A 15,670-nucleotide genomic window follows, 5' to 3' on the forward strand; every position below is an offset into this window, starting at 1 on the left:
AATGAAGAAGTCTCTACTCCCTCTATTAATTGCGATTGCGGCACTCTTTTGTTTGCCCCTGTTTATTCACAACCCGTACTACATTCACTTAGTTGAAACGATTCTGATCTACACCATTCTTTTGTTTGGTTTGGATATCGTTGTAGGTTATGTAGGTCAAGTGTCATTGGGTCATGCTGCTTTGTTTGGTATTGGTTCATACACTGCTGGCGTTTTGTATTTCCATTTCGGTTGGACCATTTGGGCAACATTGCCAGCGTCAGTTGTAGTCACATCGATCTTTGGCGGTATCTTGGCATTGCCAGCGCTGAAGGTAATCGGTCCTTACTTGGCGATGGTGACCCTTGCATTTGGAACAATCGCCCAGATTCTGATCAATGAAATGACTTGGATGACTGAAGGTCCATTGGGCATCAAGATTCCAAAGCCAGATCTCATGGGCGTTCCAATGACTAAAGCAGAGTATTTCTGGTTGGTCTTGGCGGTTTTGGTAGCGTCTTTAATTGTTGTAGATCGCTTTGTTAAATCTCAGATTGGTCGAGCATTCGAAGCTTTGCGTGATAGTCCGATTGCCTGTGACTGTATGGGTGTTTCCGTATATCGCTTTAAGGTGATCGCATTTGTGATCAGTGCGGCTTTTGCTGGTTTGGCTGGTTGCTTATATGCTTACTCAGAGCAATACATCTCTCCAAATACCTATAACAACGAATTAGCGGTTCTATTCTTGTTGGGCATCATCATGGGCGGTCGTAAGTCACGTTTAGGTGCTTTGATTGGTGCGGCGATTATTGTGTTATTGCCTAAGTTGCTCGATGACATCAACTTATTCCGTATCGTTGCATCGATTATTGCCATCGCCGTAGTGGCAGGTGCCGGTTTGGCTCTCTCCAAGAAAGTAACCACTCCAAGACGTGTTGCGGTTCCAATCGCTGGAGTAGTGGGCTTGGCTGCATTCTCATTCTGGCTCAACACCATCTCTGACTGGCGCTTGAGTATTTTCGGCTTCATGATCTTATTGGTGGTGTACTACTTGCAAAACGGTATCGTGGGTTTTGCTAAGAGCTTCTATCAGTCCATTACAGGTAAAGCAAAAACTACTCGTGGTGGCGAAGTTGAAGTAGTTGATGACTCTATTGACTTTATTAGTGCTGTAGGCAATCAAAACGCTGGCGCAGAACTCTTAAAAGTAGATTCTGTATTGATGCAGTTCGGCGGTCTGAAAGCGCTGAACAATGTTAATCTCAGTATTAAGCGCGGCACGATTCATGGCTTGATTGGTCCTAACGGCTCAGGTAAAAGCACCATGATGAACGTGTTGACCGGTATTTATGTGCCGACTGCAGGTAACGTTTTATATGCTGGTGAGAGCGTTGTTGGCAAGACTTCTTCTGACATCGCTTTATCTGGTATTGCGCGTACTTTCCAAAACGTACAGTTGTTTGGTGAGATGACTGCCATTCAGAATATTTTGGTTGGTTTGCATCACACCTTCAAGTCCAATATGTTTGAAGTGGCATTAAACCTGCCACGTTACAAGCGTGAGTCTGCTGAAGCGCATGCTCGTGCGATGGCCTTATTAAAGTTTGTTGGCTTGGGTGATTTGGCTAATGAAGAAGCGCGTAACTTGCCATACGGTAAGCAGCGTTTACTGGAAATTGCTCGTGCATTGGCGCTCGACCCAGAGTTGCTCCTTTTGGACGAACCAGCAGCAGGCTTAACAGCTCCGGACATCAAAGAGCTCTTGCGTATTATTCGCAAGATTCGCGATAACGGCATTACCTTCATCTTGATTGAGCATCACATGGATGTGGTGATGTCAGTCTGCGATACCGTTTCTGTATTGGACTTCGGTCAGAAGATCGCGGAAGGTAAGCCGGCTGAAGTTCAGGCAGACGAGAAGGTGATTCATGCCTACTTGGGTACTTAATCACTAGAACAATATTGAACGGTAAATACCATGTTATCTATTAAGAATCTTGAAGCAGGCTACGGAAAAGTTAAAGTTCTCCACGGCATCAATATTGATGTGCCTAAGGGGCAAGTGATTACTTTGATTGGTTCAAACGGCGCCGGCAAAACGACAACCATGCGTGCTATCACTGGCATGATCAAACCAACCGCTGGTGAAGTTAGCTTGGGTGGTGAAAAAATTGATGGTTACGACTCTCATAAAATCGCTCGCTTAGGTTTAGCGCATAGCCCAGAGGGTCGCCGCGTGTTTACAACGATGTCAGTCACTGACAATTTGTTGCTTGGCGCGTTTCCACGTTTTACAGGAAGCCGTCCAAAGGGCGATATTAAAAACGATCTAGAAAAAGCGCTAGAAATGTTCCCTCGCCTGAAAGAGCGTCGCAACCAATTGGCTGGTACTTTATCTGGTGGTGAGCAGCAGATGTTGGCAATGGCTCGCGCGGTCATGTTGAACCCAGAAATCATTCTCTTGGATGAGCCTTCAATGGGTCTTGCGCCAATCTTGGTGGAAGAGGTTTTCAAAATCATTTCGAATTTAAAGTCTCAAGGCGTAACCATGTTGTTGGTTGAGCAGTTTGCTGCAGCAGCATTAAACGTTGCTGACTATGGCTATGTATTAGAGAACGGCAAAATTGCGACCCATGGTCCAGCAGCCAAACTCAAAGATGATCCTGCTGTGAAAGCGGCTTACTTGGGTGGAGCAGGTGGCCACTAAGTTGTAGCTAGTTGTAGCATCTAATCAGTAATAAAAAAGCCCTTGAAAAAGGGCTTTTTTATTACTAGTTTCCAATGATTTATTAATTCAGAGGAAAGCCTACCTTCAGAATGTATTCATTAACGGTGTGGCTATCCCAAACTCGTGCGTTGGAGCATTCCGCCTCACCTCCACCCATGCAGGTGCCACCAGCTAACTGATAGCGCCATGCGCCTGTGACCCACCAGTCTTTGGCTGCATAGTGCAAATTGGGCCCTACAAAAGTAGCGCGCTGCACTTGATTGCGTAAGTTGAGCTCAGAATAGTCGTTATGAAATCGCGCCTCTACTCCTGCTGACCATTTCGGGGCAAATCGATAACTTGCACCAACCAGAATATCGAGCATGGATTCTGGAACATTGCCATTCTCAATAAACTTGAGGCGCTCATTCGCTACTACGATATTGCTGGCAACAACTAAGCGGTCATCAATAAAGTTAGATTGAAGTAAGAGACGTGCCTCGATCTCATCTTTATTTTTTCCCCAGCTAGGTTCAAGGTAGAGACCCACACCAACCGGTGAAGTGACTGGGTTGGTAATTCGATAGATTGCCTCTAGAGATCCGCCTTCAATACCACTCTTTCTATAGGCTGTGGAAGGGTCATGCGAGGAAGGAACACCGTAGCCACCCGTACAAGAAGCTGCGCCATCGCATGCCTCGGGATTGGTGTAGTTTTGATTGGCGCTGGTGTAATAGGAATTAATGTAGCCAGCAACTTGCAAATCATTTGTGAGGCCGTACTCTAATTCTGTTCTGGCGGTCCAGGCATCATAAGACCCTGCGGCTTGTTGTTGATTGAGCTGTAAACGTTGTTCGAATTCTAGAGTTCCTTTAGGCTGTAAATCGAGTGTGTAGATCCAGCCAAATACGCCTTCACCTGCATTTGCAAATGAGAAATGTAAGGCGGCGGCAAGAAAAAGGCTGAAGGCGAATAGTCTTTTGATGGTAAGTTTCATGGATGATCGTCATCTTTTTGAGAGTTGATTGAAAGTGATCGAATGGGTAATTCGAATCGGTTTCCAATATAGCAAATCAAATAAGAATGATTCTCAAATAGGTATAAGACCATTACTCAATAAATGGCTACTTGAGTGTGGGATTAGGTTTGAAAGATAAGCACTCATACGCTGTTCATTTGGCGCTTATCTGCCGTTTATTTCTTATGGCTTGTAAGATGCGTATATGGATTCACAAGCATTAGAAAAATTAGTTTTAATGAAAATGCCATTTGGTAAGCATGCAGGTCGGGCTATTGCAGATTTGCCGGGCAATTACTTGGCATGGTTCGCGCGTGAAGGATTTCCGAAGGGCGAACTAGGTGAATTGCTTGAGTTGATGCACACGCTTGATCACAATGGCTTACGTGGGCTCTTGGCGCCTATTCAGCGGTCACATAAAGCACAAAAAACATACAGCGTACGAGATTAATTTACTTTTGATCGAACGATGACAGTTACGCGCTTGCGCTCGTAAGTGACGCCAGGAGTATCTGGTGGACTGCTTTGGCTGAGTTCAATTACCACCTGGGTTTGTGACTGGAGCTGGCTGGTAATCTGTTTTGCAAGCTCGACATTCTGATCATATTGAATCTGAACACTAGCAACTTTGCCCGTTTTGATGCTATTAAGAATAGCGTTCACCTTCTCAGCCGAATAAGTATCGAAAAATACGGGATACCAGCCTCCCACTAAGCCAGCATTCTGCACGGTCTTTTTGGAATCAGGCTTGGTTGGAGTTGATTCAGATTGAATTGGTAAATGAAAGTCGATGCCTGTTTTGGTTACCAATTCCGCATATGAAATCAGCGGGGTCATTAAGGCGTCATTAGTATTTTCAATCCAATAAGCCCACGCAGAATTTTTGCTGGGGTCATAAACCAACTTATACAAATGACTTGGTATCGTGACATGACCTCTGCCGATACTTCCCTGATTTCCAGTTGAGCCGGTAAACACATAAACATCTCCCGTAGCTCTTTTGGCGTAATGTCTGGTTGGTTCTTCAATATTCTTAGCCCAGATGCCCTGATTATTTTGTCTGGCCTGGGGCATCATATTGGCCAAGGAAAATGATTGGGCCATTGCCCTTTCATTACTCATATCGCCTGCAGGCGCATTGTGGCCCCGGTCATAGCCACTACCTCGATAGTCTGAGAGATGAGCTCTCTCTGAGAATGGAAGCCTAGCTTCTTCATAAAACTGGTTACTTCTTCGAGGGTGTGGCGCCAACAACTGATCTCGATTGAGTTTCTCAACAACATAGATCGGCTTTTTATCTTGTGGGGAGTAGTAAACCGCGAAGCTATCAAAACAGAGATCTCGCCCTACCAGAGGGCTTGTGGGGATACGCTGGTCTGGAAATAGGTTTTTGCACTCATCAAAAAGGGCTAAAGCGCTTAAGGGGGTCGCCAAGTACCCAATTAAGGTAATCAGGCTTACTAAGCGAAAAAGCTGGAGTAAGGGGGCTCTATAGGATAGTTTGTGATCCCAGTTCATGACCATCAGTGTAGGCCTTTGGCCAAAAACCAGCCTTGGCATTCGCCCAAAGGCTAGTACAAATTTTTGAGCTTTCTAGCTTGATACCTACAATTTTGCCTCCATATATAACTGTGCAATAGTGCTTTGCAGCAATATAGCTTGGATACTACTGGTAGAAAATACTGAGGGCTTCAATACTAGATGTATGGTTTTTGTCAGTAATTTTTGATTTCAAATTGCAAAAAAGTCTGAAATTTGGAAATTTTTTATAGAATGAAATTAGCGCTCGCTAACTTATATAAGTAATTGATTTTTATATATTAATTGATCATTTTTAGGGCTTTACTCGAACTTGCCCCTAATATCAAAACCAAAAGTTATTGAAATATAGTTCTTTATTCTTGACTTGATATAAGATCCTTTTTAGGATGAGCCATGTTTTTAAATTATTGCGATGCAGCATAAAACAGCTTGGCATATGCCTTGAATGTTTTGGGTTGTCGCAAATCAGTAAATGAGTAAATCTGTAACGAACAATTTGAGTGAGATGCAGGAGTCACAACCAGCTTTGCTGGCTGCAAAAGCTCTGCTTGCCCACGCCATGGCTCCGGTATACCGCGTCATCAATGGCCTACTAGTTGTTGCGGTATTTATGGTGGTCGGTCTGTGGCTCTCAGGAAATGGCACCAATGCTGGTGCTTTTGACTTGGCCCGCATTTTGGTTCCAGACGAAGCACGCCATATTGTGTGGAGTAATGGTTTTGGCATGCTCGACCAATATAAGACTAATGAATCTGTCGCCACAGCATCTGACGCTGATATTGCTACTGTGATTTATCAAAAATCTGGCCAACACGCATCAGGCTTTACAAGCGTGAAGCAACAGACCGTTGCCTTGTTGATGCCATCAGTAGCTCAAATGCAGGTGAAGTCGATCTCCCATTTGGCGGATCGCATTCCTGTGGCGAAAGTGGATCCCGAGGCCTTGGATAGTAATTTGATGGGCTCTATTCAGAATCAGCGTGCAGTAGCCGATTTCTTTGAGAAAAAGTACAACCTCGATCGTAATAAGATTGAGGAGTATGTTTCGAACACAATCTTGATTGCTAAAGAAGTTAATCTTGATCCCATTTTGTTGCTTGCTGTGATTTCGGTTGAGTCGAATTTCAATCCAAACACAAAGAGCCACGCTGGCGCTGAAGGTCTTATGCAGGTCATGACTTCCGTACACCGTGAGAAATATGCTTTATACGGAGGTACTCAGCAAGCTGTGAAACCAGAAGTGAATATTCGGGTTGGAGCGTACATTCTGAAATACTTAATTGCTACTGCTGGTTCTTTGCGCAATGGTCTGAAATTCTATGTAGGCGCTGCCAACGTTGAAGATGATGGTGGTTATGCTGATAAGGTGTTGGCAGAGCGCAGTCGATTGATTGGTTTATGTCAAACCAAGTCTATGAATCGCCTAAGCTTGAATGGAAAGCCCCTTCGTTCTTAATCATTCAGTTATTAAGATGTATATAGATAATGTATACATATAAACAAAAAGCCACCTTCGGGTGGCTTTTGTATTTTGAGGCGCACAATTGAGTTATTGAGTTCAACCTTAGTTGATGCCATGTAATTCGACATCAAACACCAGTGTAGCGTTAGGGGGAATAACGCCACCTGCACCACGAGCACCATAGCCCATTTCCGCTGGAATGATCAGGGTGCGTTTGCCGCCGATCTTCATGCCTGCAACACCTTGGTCCCATCCTTTGATAACGTGACCAGCGCCCAATGGGAAACTAAATAATTGTCCGCGATCGAGTGAGCTATCAAATTTTTGGCCTTTATGGTCTGGCGCATTTTCATCGTAGAGCCAGCCGGTGTAATGCACGTCAACGTGATTGCCTGCAGTAGCTTCTTTGCCATCGCCAACGACAGTATCGATTTTCTTGAGTTCAGACATGATGTATTCCTTGGTGTGTTTCTATTGGGTGAAATGACTGGCTAGTATAGGCTTATCAGGTTTAGATGGAATTGCGTTGCTGTAGGCCTAGCCAAATTAAAGCAACTGCGGTAATCGTAGCGGGAATGAGTGATCCTAAATTGAGAATATCCCAGCCTTGAGAGGTAATGAGGGCGCCTGACCCAAAAGAGGTAAATGCCATCGTTCCGAACACAAAGAAATTAATGGCAGCTTGAGCCTTGTCTCGCTCATTGGGTTTGTAGGCTGTCATCGCTAGAGAGGTGGATCCCGTAAATAGGAAATTCCAGCCCACGCCAAGTAAAAAGAGGGCAATAAAAAATTGATGAAGATCTGTGCCGCTCAAAGCGATAAATATGCAAATGAAATTGAGACTGATGCCCAGCCCCATGATTTTGAGAGCACCAAAACGTTGAATGAGTGCGCCAGTAAAAAATCCTGGTGCGAACATGCCAATCACATGCCACTCCAGTACTAAGGCAGTATCCGAGAAAGGTAGACCGCAAATTTGCATTGCCAACGGTGTGGCTGCCATAAGGAGATTCATAACGCCGTACCCAAGCGCTGCGCCGATGACCGCTACCAAGAACACAGGCTGACGCAGAATGGAATTGAGGGGTCTGCCATCAGAGAGGGCGTGCTGGGTTTTGAATTCTTCTGGGAAGTGAATGAACTGCATCACAATAATTCCGATAAAGGCTGCAATGGATAGAGTTAGGTAGGCACCTAAGAAAGCAGTCTCAAATAGATTGCGAGTCCAAGAGGCTAGATTAGGGCCGATCACTGCACCCAAAATGCCACCAGCCAAAACCCATGAGACGGCTTTATCTCGTTGACTTACTTCGGTGAGCTCTGCCGCTGCGAAACGATATAGTTGCCCGTTAGCGCTGTAGTAACCAGCGATGAATGTGCCAATCACTAATAGCCAGAAGTTTTTGCTGAATGCTGCATAGGCGCAAAGCAGGGCTGATAAGACTGCTACTAAAAGACCAAGCTGAAAAGAAATTTTTCGGCCAAAGTGATTTTGTGACTTTGCGACTAGGGAAGTAGAAAAAGCAGCGCCGACAACATAGCCCATGACGGGCAGGGTGGCCATCCAACTTACGGGCGCCAGACTAAAGCCAACTAGACCGTTAATAGCGATAAAAGTGACATTATTGGTCAGGAATAAGCCTTGGCAAATAATGAGCAATAAGAGGTTCTTATTTAGTAGGGGATGCTGGGTGCTGGGCATGGCATGCAGTTTACGAGGAATTGAATGTGGCTGCCGTCTCGGTGGATTCCCTTAAATTGGGCCTGATATGCGGTTTTTGGGCGAAAAACCTCAATTTATGACAACCCCGATGATTTAAAATTGAACTCTCGCCTCATTGGCAAAAGGGTGCGTTTTAACTGTAAAACAAGCCAACTAAAAGTGCTTTGCAAAATGCGGAATATGAGAGTGGCAGGGTAAAAACCTGACTCTGTAAATTTATCAATATTGAGGAAACGTTAATGGCTTCAGAGAAATCAAAGATTATTTACACGCTGACAGACGAAGCGCCGCTTTTGGCGACTTGCGCATTTTTGCCAGTTATTCGTACTTTCACAGCGCCAGCCGGAGTGGAGATCGTAAAGAGCGACATCTCAGTTGCTGCACGTATTTTGGCTGAGTTTTCTGACTGCTTAACGGACGCCCAAAAAGTTCCAGACAATTTAGGTGAGTTGGGCAAGATGACTTTGCTCCCAGACACTAACATTATTAAGTTGCCAAATATCAGTGCCTCTGTGCCGCAATTGCTCGCAGCTATTAAAGAGTTGCAAAACAAGGGCTACAAGATTCCTAATTTCCCGGATGATCCTAAGACTGAAGAAGAAAAAGCGATTCGCGCTCGTTACTCTAAGTGCTTGGGTAGTTCTGTAAACCCAGTATTGCGTGAAGGTAACTCTGACCGCCGTGCGCCTCCCGCTGTGAAGCGTTACGCTCGTAAGAACCCTCACTCTATGGGTGAGTGGAGCCAGGCTTCCCGTACACACGTTTCACATATGCATGGTGGCGACTTCTACTCCAGTGAGAAGTCAATGACTATGACTAAGGCTTGTGATGTGAAGATGGACTTGGTTACCAAGAGCGGAAAAACCATTGTGCTTAAGCCAAAAGTCTCTTTGCTGGCTGGTGAAATCATCGATAGCATGTACATGAGCAAAAAGGCCTTGTGCGAGTTTTACGAAAAAGAAATCGAAGACGCATACAAGACTGGCATGATGTTGTCCTTGCACGTGAAGGCAACTATGATGAAAGTGTCACACCCGATCGTATTCGGTCATGCGGTGAAGATTTTCTATAAAGATGCTTTTGAGAAGCATGCGAAGTTGTTCGAAGAGTTGGGCGTTAACGCTAACAACGGTATGAGCAGCTTGTACGACAAGATCAAAACTTTGCCAGAGTCTAAGCGCGAAGAAATCATTCAAGATTTGCATGCTTGCCACGAGCATCGTCCTGCATTGGCGATGGTGGATTCAGCAAAAGGTATTACCAACTTGCATTCTCCAAGCGATGTGATTGTGGATGCGTCAATGCCGGCAATGATTCGTGTGGGTGGCAAGATGTGGGGCGCGGACGGTCGTTTGCACGACACTAAAGCGGTAATCCCTGAAAGTACTTTTGCTCGTATCTATCAAGAAATGATCAATTTCTGTAAGACACATGGCAATTTTGATCCAAGAACCATGGGTACCGTTCCAAACGTGGGCTTGATGGCTCAACAGGCAGAAGAGTACGGCTCACATGACAAAACATTTGAGATCCCTGAAGCTGGTGTGGCTCGTATTGTTGCTGATGACGGCACTGTATTGCTTGAACAAAACGTAGAAGAGGGTGATATCTGGCGTATGTGCCAAGTGAAAGATGCCCCAATCCGTGACTGGGTCAAATTGGCGGTTAACCGCGCGCGTCTCTCTAATACCCCAGCAGTATTCTGGTTAGATGAGTACCGTCCGCACGAGGCTGAATTGATCAAGAAGGTAAAAACATATCTAAAGGACTACGACCTTGAAGGTGTAGATATCCAGATCATGTCTCAGACTCGCGCAATGCGTTACACCCTTGAGCGTGTAATTCGCGGTAAGGATACTATTTCTGTAACTGGCAATATCTTGCGTGACTACTTGACTGACTTGTTCCCTATTATGGAATTGGGAACCAGCGCGAAGATGCTCTCGATTGTTCCATTGATGGCTGGTGGAGGTTTGTTCGAAACCGGCGCAGGCGGTTCTGCACCGAAGCACGTACAACAGTTGGTAGAAGAAAACCACTTGCGTTGGGATTCACTTGGTGAGTTCTTGGCTTTGGCCGTATCCCTTGAGGACATTGGCGATAAGACGGGCAATCCAAAAGTGAAGATCCTCGCTCGTACTCTGGACGAAGCTACAGGTAAGTTATTGGATAACAATAAATCGCCTTCACCGCGTACTGGTGAGTTGGATAACCGCGGAAGTCAGTTCTACTTGGCGATGTATTGGGCAGAAGCATTGGCCAATCAGACCGAAGATAAGGAATTGGCAGCACATTTCGCGCCTTTAGCAAAATCTTTGGCAGAAAATGAGCAGAAGATTGTTGCAGAGTTCAAGGCGGTTCAAGGTAAGCCAGCTGACATTGGCGGTTACTATGTTGCTGATTCTGAGAAATGCAAAGCTGTGATGCGTCCAAGCCCAACTTTCAATGCAGCATTGAAAGCGGCAAGAGCGTAATACTTAAGAGGGTTGATGCACCAGAACTGAGCATTAGGTATAAGTTCTAATAATTAATTGCATTAATTAGCGTTAACATTCAAAGGCAAACTTTCGGGTTTGCCTTTTTCTTTTTCAGTCTTTGCAAAACGCTTAATGCCAAAACCAAAAGACCTTATCGAGTTAAGTTATCTGAGCGAAGCAGTCTCAGATATGTCTTTTCTTGGTTTAATGCGACTCCTAGAGTCGGCGCGAGTCTTTAATCAAAAACATGGTGTGACCGGCATTTTGTTTTATGACAATCAGCAATTTGGGCAAATCATTGAAGGTGAGCGCGCCAATATCATGAAAGTGTGGAAGCGCATTCAAGAGGATGATCGCCATCATCGCATTGAACTGTTAGAGATTCGTGAGATTGAAGAGCGAAGCTTTCCAGAGTGGCTGATGCGCTTTTATGGCGGAGAAACCCTCGTACGTGACTATCCGGTATTGGCTGGTATGGTTGCCGGAATGGATAAGCACAGCTTGCGCTTGCTCAATCAGATGCGTGCCGCCCAAGAAGAGTAGTGCCCCCAGGTTTCCCTCGGCTGTATCTGGTCTAAGCAATAAATTGCCATCAGTAGCAAAATAGACTCATTGCCTTAATGGGGTCTACCATGTATTTCAAAGATAAAACCATACTTGCCAGTGACATTACGCCTAGAGATGTTTTTGAAAATCGACGTTCGTTAATCAAGACTGCCGCAGCGGGTGGCTTTGGTATGGCTTTGGCACCATGGTTTTCTCGTCAGGCTCTTGCATCAAATCCGGAAAAGTTGGCGGCTACCTTAAATACCGCTTATAGCTCCAAAGATGAGCCGACGCCTTATAAGTATGTCACCAGTTATAACAACTTTTATGAGTTTGGAACGGATAAGTCTGATCCCGCTGCCCATGCAAATACTTTGCAAACAAGGCCGTGGACTGTCTCAATAGAGGGCTTGGTAAAAAAGCCTCTAACTTTAGATATCGATGCTTTATTGAAGTTAGCTCCAATTGAAGAACGCATCTATCGTTTACGCTGCGTCGAAGGCTGGTCCATGGTCATTCCTTGGGATGGATATTCCTTATCGAAGTTGATTGGCAAGGTAGAGCCATTAGGATCAGCGAAGTATGTGGAATTTATTTCCCTGGCTGATCGCAAGCAAATGCCAGGAGTTAGTAGCAATATTTTGGATTGGCCATATCGCGAAGGCTTGCGCATGGATGAGGCAATGAATCCATTGACCTTGCTGACATTAGGTTTGTATGGAGAGGTTTTGCCTAAGCAAAATGGTGCGCCTGTGCGCATAGTCGTGCCCTGGAAGTATGGTTTCAAGAGCGCGAAATCAATTGTCAAAATTCGCTTCACTGAAGAAATGCCAAAGACCAGTTGGAGTCAGTTTGATTCGAGGGAGTATGGTTTTTACTCCAATGTCAATCCGCAGGTAGATCATCCTCGCTGGAGCCAGGCGACAGAGCGTCGTATTGGTGACCCCAAGGGAATGTTTGCATCAAAAATAAAAACCCAAATGTTTAATGGCTATGCAGATCAAGTAGCGAGCATGTATGCTGGTATGGATCTAAAAAAATACTATTAACCCCATGAATAAATTTAGCCGTTTACTTTTTGCATTCAATCTTCTTTTACTGTGTTCCTTGGGTCATGCTCAAGAGTCTGCTGTAAAAACTATTCCTTCTCTTGATGTACCTCGCTATATGGGGACCTGGTATGAGATTGCAAAATTTCCAAACTGGTTTCAGAAGAAGTGTGTCAGCAATACCCAAGCTGTTTACTCTGTAAGACCTGATGGAAACTTAAAAGTACTTAATAGCTGCAAAACTGCAGATGGCGAGATCTCTCAAGCAGAAGGAACGGCAAGGCAAGTGGGTGCGAGCGATTCACCAAAGTTGGAAGTGCGATTTGCTCCTGCTTGGCTATCCTTCTTGCCAATGGTCTGGGGTAATTATTGGATCATCGATCTAGATCCGCAATATCAGGTGGCGGCTGTAAGTGATCCTAGAAGAGAATATCTGTGGGTTTTATCCAGAACTCCGCAGATAGATAAGAAGACCTACGATGCCTTGTTGCTGCGTTTGCAGAATCAGCAATTTGATACTCGCAAACTCGAGCCTACGCAGCAGTTAACAAGCCCCTCTAAAAATTAAGAAGAATTCTTTGAAACAGTTTTCATTACCACCAGGTATTGAGGTATTCGAGAGAGGGTGGTTATCAGCCAATAATATTCTTCACTTTGGTGAAAGTGATGTATCGCTGGTCGATACAGGCTATGTTGTTCATCAAAGCATGACGTTGAGTCTTGTGCGTAATACTTTGAATAAACATCAGCTAAATACCGTCAATAAGGTCGCTAATACTCACCTGCATTCGGATCACTGTGGTGGCAATGCGGCCTTGAAAGAGGTATACGATTGTGAGATTTATATCCCCGCCTCTGAAGCTGCAGCAGTTCGTGATTGGAATATGGATTTGCTGAGTTATCAAAACTTGGGGCAAGACTGCCCACGCTTTAGTTTTGATCATTTGCTCATACCAGGTCAGCGTATAACGCTCGGGCGATATGAATGGAATATCTTAGCTGCGCCAGGGCATGATCCTCACTCAGTCATGTTGTATCAAGAAGAGCATGGCTTATTGATTTCCGCAGATGCTTTGTGGGAAGAAGGCTTTGGTGTAATCTTCCCAGAACTCTGGGGTGAATCAGGTTTTGAAGAAGTTGCCCAAACTCTTGATCTTATAGAGGGCCTTTCAATCTCTTTGGTAATCCCAGGACATGGAAAACCTTTTGTCGATGTTGCTACCGCGCTTGCTACTGCACGTTCCCGTCTGGATTATTTAGCATCTGACTCCGATAGAAATGCCCGACATGGTGCAAAAGTCTTGCTGAAATATAAATTATTGGCTTGGCGTAGCAAAGAGCTGCCTTTAGTAAATCAATGGATCTCAAATACGCCCGCACTGAATAGCGCAGCAAAGCAATTAAATATGAGTATGGATGAATTTTGCGGGTGGCTTTCTCAAGCTTTGGTGAAATCGGGTGCGGCTACTATCGAGGATAATCACTTAATAGATAAGTCTTAAATGAGCTTATAAATAATTAAAAGATGACAAGAGGAAATATGGAACATACTGTTTTGGTAACTGGAGCAACCGCTGGATTTGGTGAGGCAACGGCTAGACGATTTTTAGCGCATGGTCACAAAGTTATCGCGGTGGGAAGAAGACAGGAGCGCCTGGATGACATCAAAGACTCTATACCTGCGGATCAGCAAAAACGTTTGCTAGCTTTATCGGTAGATGTTTGTGATAGCGTCAAAGTAGATACGCTAGCTAGCTCATTACCAGCAGAATTTGCGAATGTATCCGTATTAGTCAATAACGCCGGTTTGGCATTAGGGCTTGAGCCTGCACATCAAGCATTTTTAAGTGATTGGGATCGAATGATTGATACCAACATTAAAGGATTGGTGCATATGAGTCGCGCATTTTTGCCTGGCATGGTTGAACGTAAGCGCGGTCATGTCATTAACCTAGGTTCAGTAGCCGCTAATTATCCCTACCCCGGTGGAAATGTCTACGGCGGGACTAAAGCGTTTGTGAAGCAATTTAGCTTAAATTTACGCGCCGATTTGATTGGCACTCCCGTTCGAGTGACCTGTATCGAGCCTGGTATGTGCGCTGGTACTGAATTTTCAAATGTGCGCTTCAAGGGGGATGATGACAAGGCCGGCAAAGTTTACGCTGGCGTAAAAGCATTGAGCGCCAATGATGTTGCTGAAGCAATTTACTGGTCCGCGACTTTACCAAGTCATATGAACATCAATGTATTAGAGTTAATGCCAGTACAGCAAGCCTTTAATGCTTTTAATGTGCATCGAGGAGAGTTATAGTTATTCATTAGCAATCGATTGGTGTAGTAAACAATAAATGGAGGAGACATAATGTTAAAAAATAATAAACAAGATAATCGACGTAATGCCCTAAAAATGGGTGTTGGACTGGCCACATTGGCTACTGGTGGGGCTGTTACAAGTGCTCAGGCTCATGAAGTAAAAACCCCATTCACAGTTAAAAACGTTTACATTCCAATTGCTGGTAGCAATCAAGAATTTCCTGTTAGAAGAATCTACTGCATTGGTAGAAACTATGCTGCTCATGCGCGCGAGATGGGGTCTGACCCAACCCGTGAGCCGCCGTTCTTTTTTCAAAAGCCAACTGATGCAATACAATTTGTAGCTCCTGGAAAAATCGTTGATCATCCTTATCCGACCTTAACAAAAAATTACCACTATGAGGTTGAACTTGTAGCCGCACTAAATAAAGGCGGGAAAAATATACCAGTTGAAAAAGCCTTAGAACATGTATTTGGTTATGCCTTGGGTCTTGATATGACTCGTAGGGATTTACAGCGTTTTATGGGTGATCAAAAGAAGCCATGGGAGATAGGGAAGTCCTTTGATTATTCCGCCCCTATTGGCCCAATCTTTACAACTGATAAGGTCGGCCACTTTCAAAAAGGATCGATTGCTCTATCTGTAAATGGAGTTACAAAACAAAGCGCTGACTTGAGTCAGATGATTTGGTCGGTGGCAGAGCAGATCTCCAAATTGTCTGAAGCAAATGAATTATTCCCTGGCGATATTATTTATTCGGGTACGCCTGAAAATGTGGGCCCGGTTGTTAAAGGTGATGTTGTGCGATGTACGATTGCTGGCTTACCTGATTTAGTTATCAAGGTCATTTAAG

At 44.6% G+C, this 15,670-nt stretch carries 15 protein-coding genes; 11 read left to right on the plus strand and 4 right to left on the minus strand.

Going from position 1 to position 15,670, the window contains the following annotated elements:
• Position 1 precedes the first annotated feature (1 nt).
• Together DCO17_RS01880 and DCO17_RS01885 are read left to right on the plus strand one after the other, a co-directional pair.
• Positions 2-1,927 carry a branched-chain amino acid ABC transporter ATP-binding protein/permease gene (locus DCO17_RS01880; protein ID WP_217425434.1) on the plus strand — a complete coding sequence of 642 codons (1,926 nt, stop codon included), beginning with the start codon at positions 2-4 and terminating at the stop codon, positions 1,925-1,927.
• 30 nt (positions 1,928-1,957) lie between these two features.
• Positions 1,958-2,686, plus strand: coding sequence for an ABC transporter ATP-binding protein (locus DCO17_RS01885; protein ID WP_173955127.1), 729 nt, complete (start codon positions 1,958-1,960; stop codon positions 2,684-2,686).
• A gap of 82 nt (positions 2,687-2,768) precedes the next feature.
• Here DCO17_RS01885 and DCO17_RS01890 read toward each other — a convergent pair whose 3' ends face one another.
• Complete coding sequence (locus tag DCO17_RS01890) at positions 2,769-3,683, minus strand: DUF6662 family protein (protein WP_173955128.1); 915 nt, start codon at positions 3,681-3,683, stop codon at positions 2,769-2,771.
• 226 nt (positions 3,684-3,909) lie between these two features.
• Here DCO17_RS01890 and DCO17_RS01895 point away from each other — a divergent pair, with 226 nt between their 5' ends.
• A complete protein-coding gene (locus DCO17_RS01895; RefSeq protein ID WP_173955129.1) occupies positions 3,910-4,155 on the plus strand; it encodes a DUF3820 family protein in 246 nt (81 codons plus the stop codon).
• Here DCO17_RS01895 and DCO17_RS01900 read toward each other — a convergent pair.
• On the minus strand, positions 4,152-5,222 hold the full coding sequence (locus tag DCO17_RS01900; protein ID WP_173955130.1) for a DNA/RNA non-specific endonuclease: 1,071 nt from the start codon (positions 5,220-5,222) through the stop codon (positions 4,152-4,154). The genes DCO17_RS01895 and DCO17_RS01900 overlap by 4 nt on opposite strands.
• Positions 5,223-5,718: 496 nt before the next feature.
• On the opposite strand from DCO17_RS01900, the gene DCO17_RS01905 reads away from it, so the two are divergent.
• Positions 5,719-6,702, plus strand: a complete 984-nt coding sequence (locus tag DCO17_RS01905) for a transglycosylase SLT domain-containing protein (RefSeq protein WP_173955131.1) — start codon at positions 5,719-5,721, stop codon at positions 6,700-6,702.
• Positions 6,703-6,810: 108 nt separating this feature from the next.
• On the opposite strand, the gene DCO17_RS01910 is transcribed toward DCO17_RS01905, so the two are convergent.
• Together DCO17_RS01910 and DCO17_RS01915 are read right to left on the minus strand one after the other, a co-directional pair.
• On the minus strand, positions 6,811-7,158 hold the full coding sequence (locus DCO17_RS01910) for an FKBP-type peptidyl-prolyl cis-trans isomerase (protein WP_173955132.1): 348 nt from the start codon (positions 7,156-7,158) through the stop codon (positions 6,811-6,813).
• A 61-nt stretch (positions 7,159-7,219) separates the two neighbouring features.
• Complete coding sequence (locus DCO17_RS01915) at positions 7,220-8,410, minus strand: MFS transporter (protein WP_173955133.1); 1,191 nt, start codon at positions 8,408-8,410, stop codon at positions 7,220-7,222.
• A 260-nt stretch (positions 8,411-8,670) separates the two neighbouring features.
• Between DCO17_RS01915 and DCO17_RS01920 the strand changes: the two genes are divergently transcribed.
• The 7 genes from DCO17_RS01920 (at position 8,671) to DCO17_RS01950 (ending at position 15,669) form a co-directional block, all read left to right on the plus strand.
• Positions 8,671-10,905, plus strand: a complete 2,235-nt coding sequence (locus DCO17_RS01920) for an NADP-dependent isocitrate dehydrogenase (protein ID WP_173955134.1) — start codon at positions 8,671-8,673, stop codon at positions 10,903-10,905.
• Positions 10,906-11,040: 135 nt separating this feature from the next.
• Positions 11,041-11,451 carry a BLUF domain-containing protein gene (locus DCO17_RS01925; RefSeq protein ID WP_173955135.1) on the plus strand — a complete coding sequence of 137 codons (411 nt, stop codon included), beginning with the start codon at positions 11,041-11,043 and terminating at the stop codon, positions 11,449-11,451.
• An 89-nt stretch (positions 11,452-11,540) separates the two neighbouring features.
• Positions 11,541-12,503 (plus strand): protein-methionine-sulfoxide reductase catalytic subunit MsrP, encoded by a 963-nt coding sequence (gene msrP, locus DCO17_RS01930; protein WP_173955136.1) that lies wholly within the window; start codon positions 11,541-11,543, stop codon positions 12,501-12,503.
• A 4-nt stretch (positions 12,504-12,507) separates the two neighbouring features.
• Complete coding sequence (locus tag DCO17_RS01935; protein WP_173955137.1) at positions 12,508-13,071, plus strand: lipocalin family protein; 564 nt, start codon at positions 12,508-12,510, stop codon at positions 13,069-13,071.
• Positions 13,072-13,081: 10 nt separating this feature from the next.
• A complete protein-coding gene (locus DCO17_RS01940) occupies positions 13,082-14,005 on the plus strand; it encodes an MBL fold metallo-hydrolase (RefSeq protein ID WP_254598794.1) in 924 nt (307 codons plus the stop codon).
• Positions 14,006-14,043: 38 nt separating this feature from the next.
• A complete protein-coding gene (locus DCO17_RS01945) occupies positions 14,044-14,814 on the plus strand; it encodes an SDR family NAD(P)-dependent oxidoreductase (RefSeq protein WP_173955138.1) in 771 nt (256 codons plus the stop codon).
• Positions 14,815-14,865: 51 nt separating this feature from the next.
• Positions 14,866-15,669, plus strand: a complete 804-nt coding sequence (locus DCO17_RS01950) for a fumarylacetoacetate hydrolase family protein (protein WP_254598795.1) — start codon at positions 14,866-14,868, stop codon at positions 15,667-15,669.
• The last annotated feature ends 1 nt before the right edge of the window (position 15,670 follow it).

The sequence above is a fragment of the Polynucleobacter tropicus genome (assembly GCF_013307225.1).
In the GTDB taxonomy this organism is placed as follows: domain Bacteria; phylum Pseudomonadota; class Gammaproteobacteria; order Burkholderiales; family Burkholderiaceae; genus Polynucleobacter; species Polynucleobacter tropicus.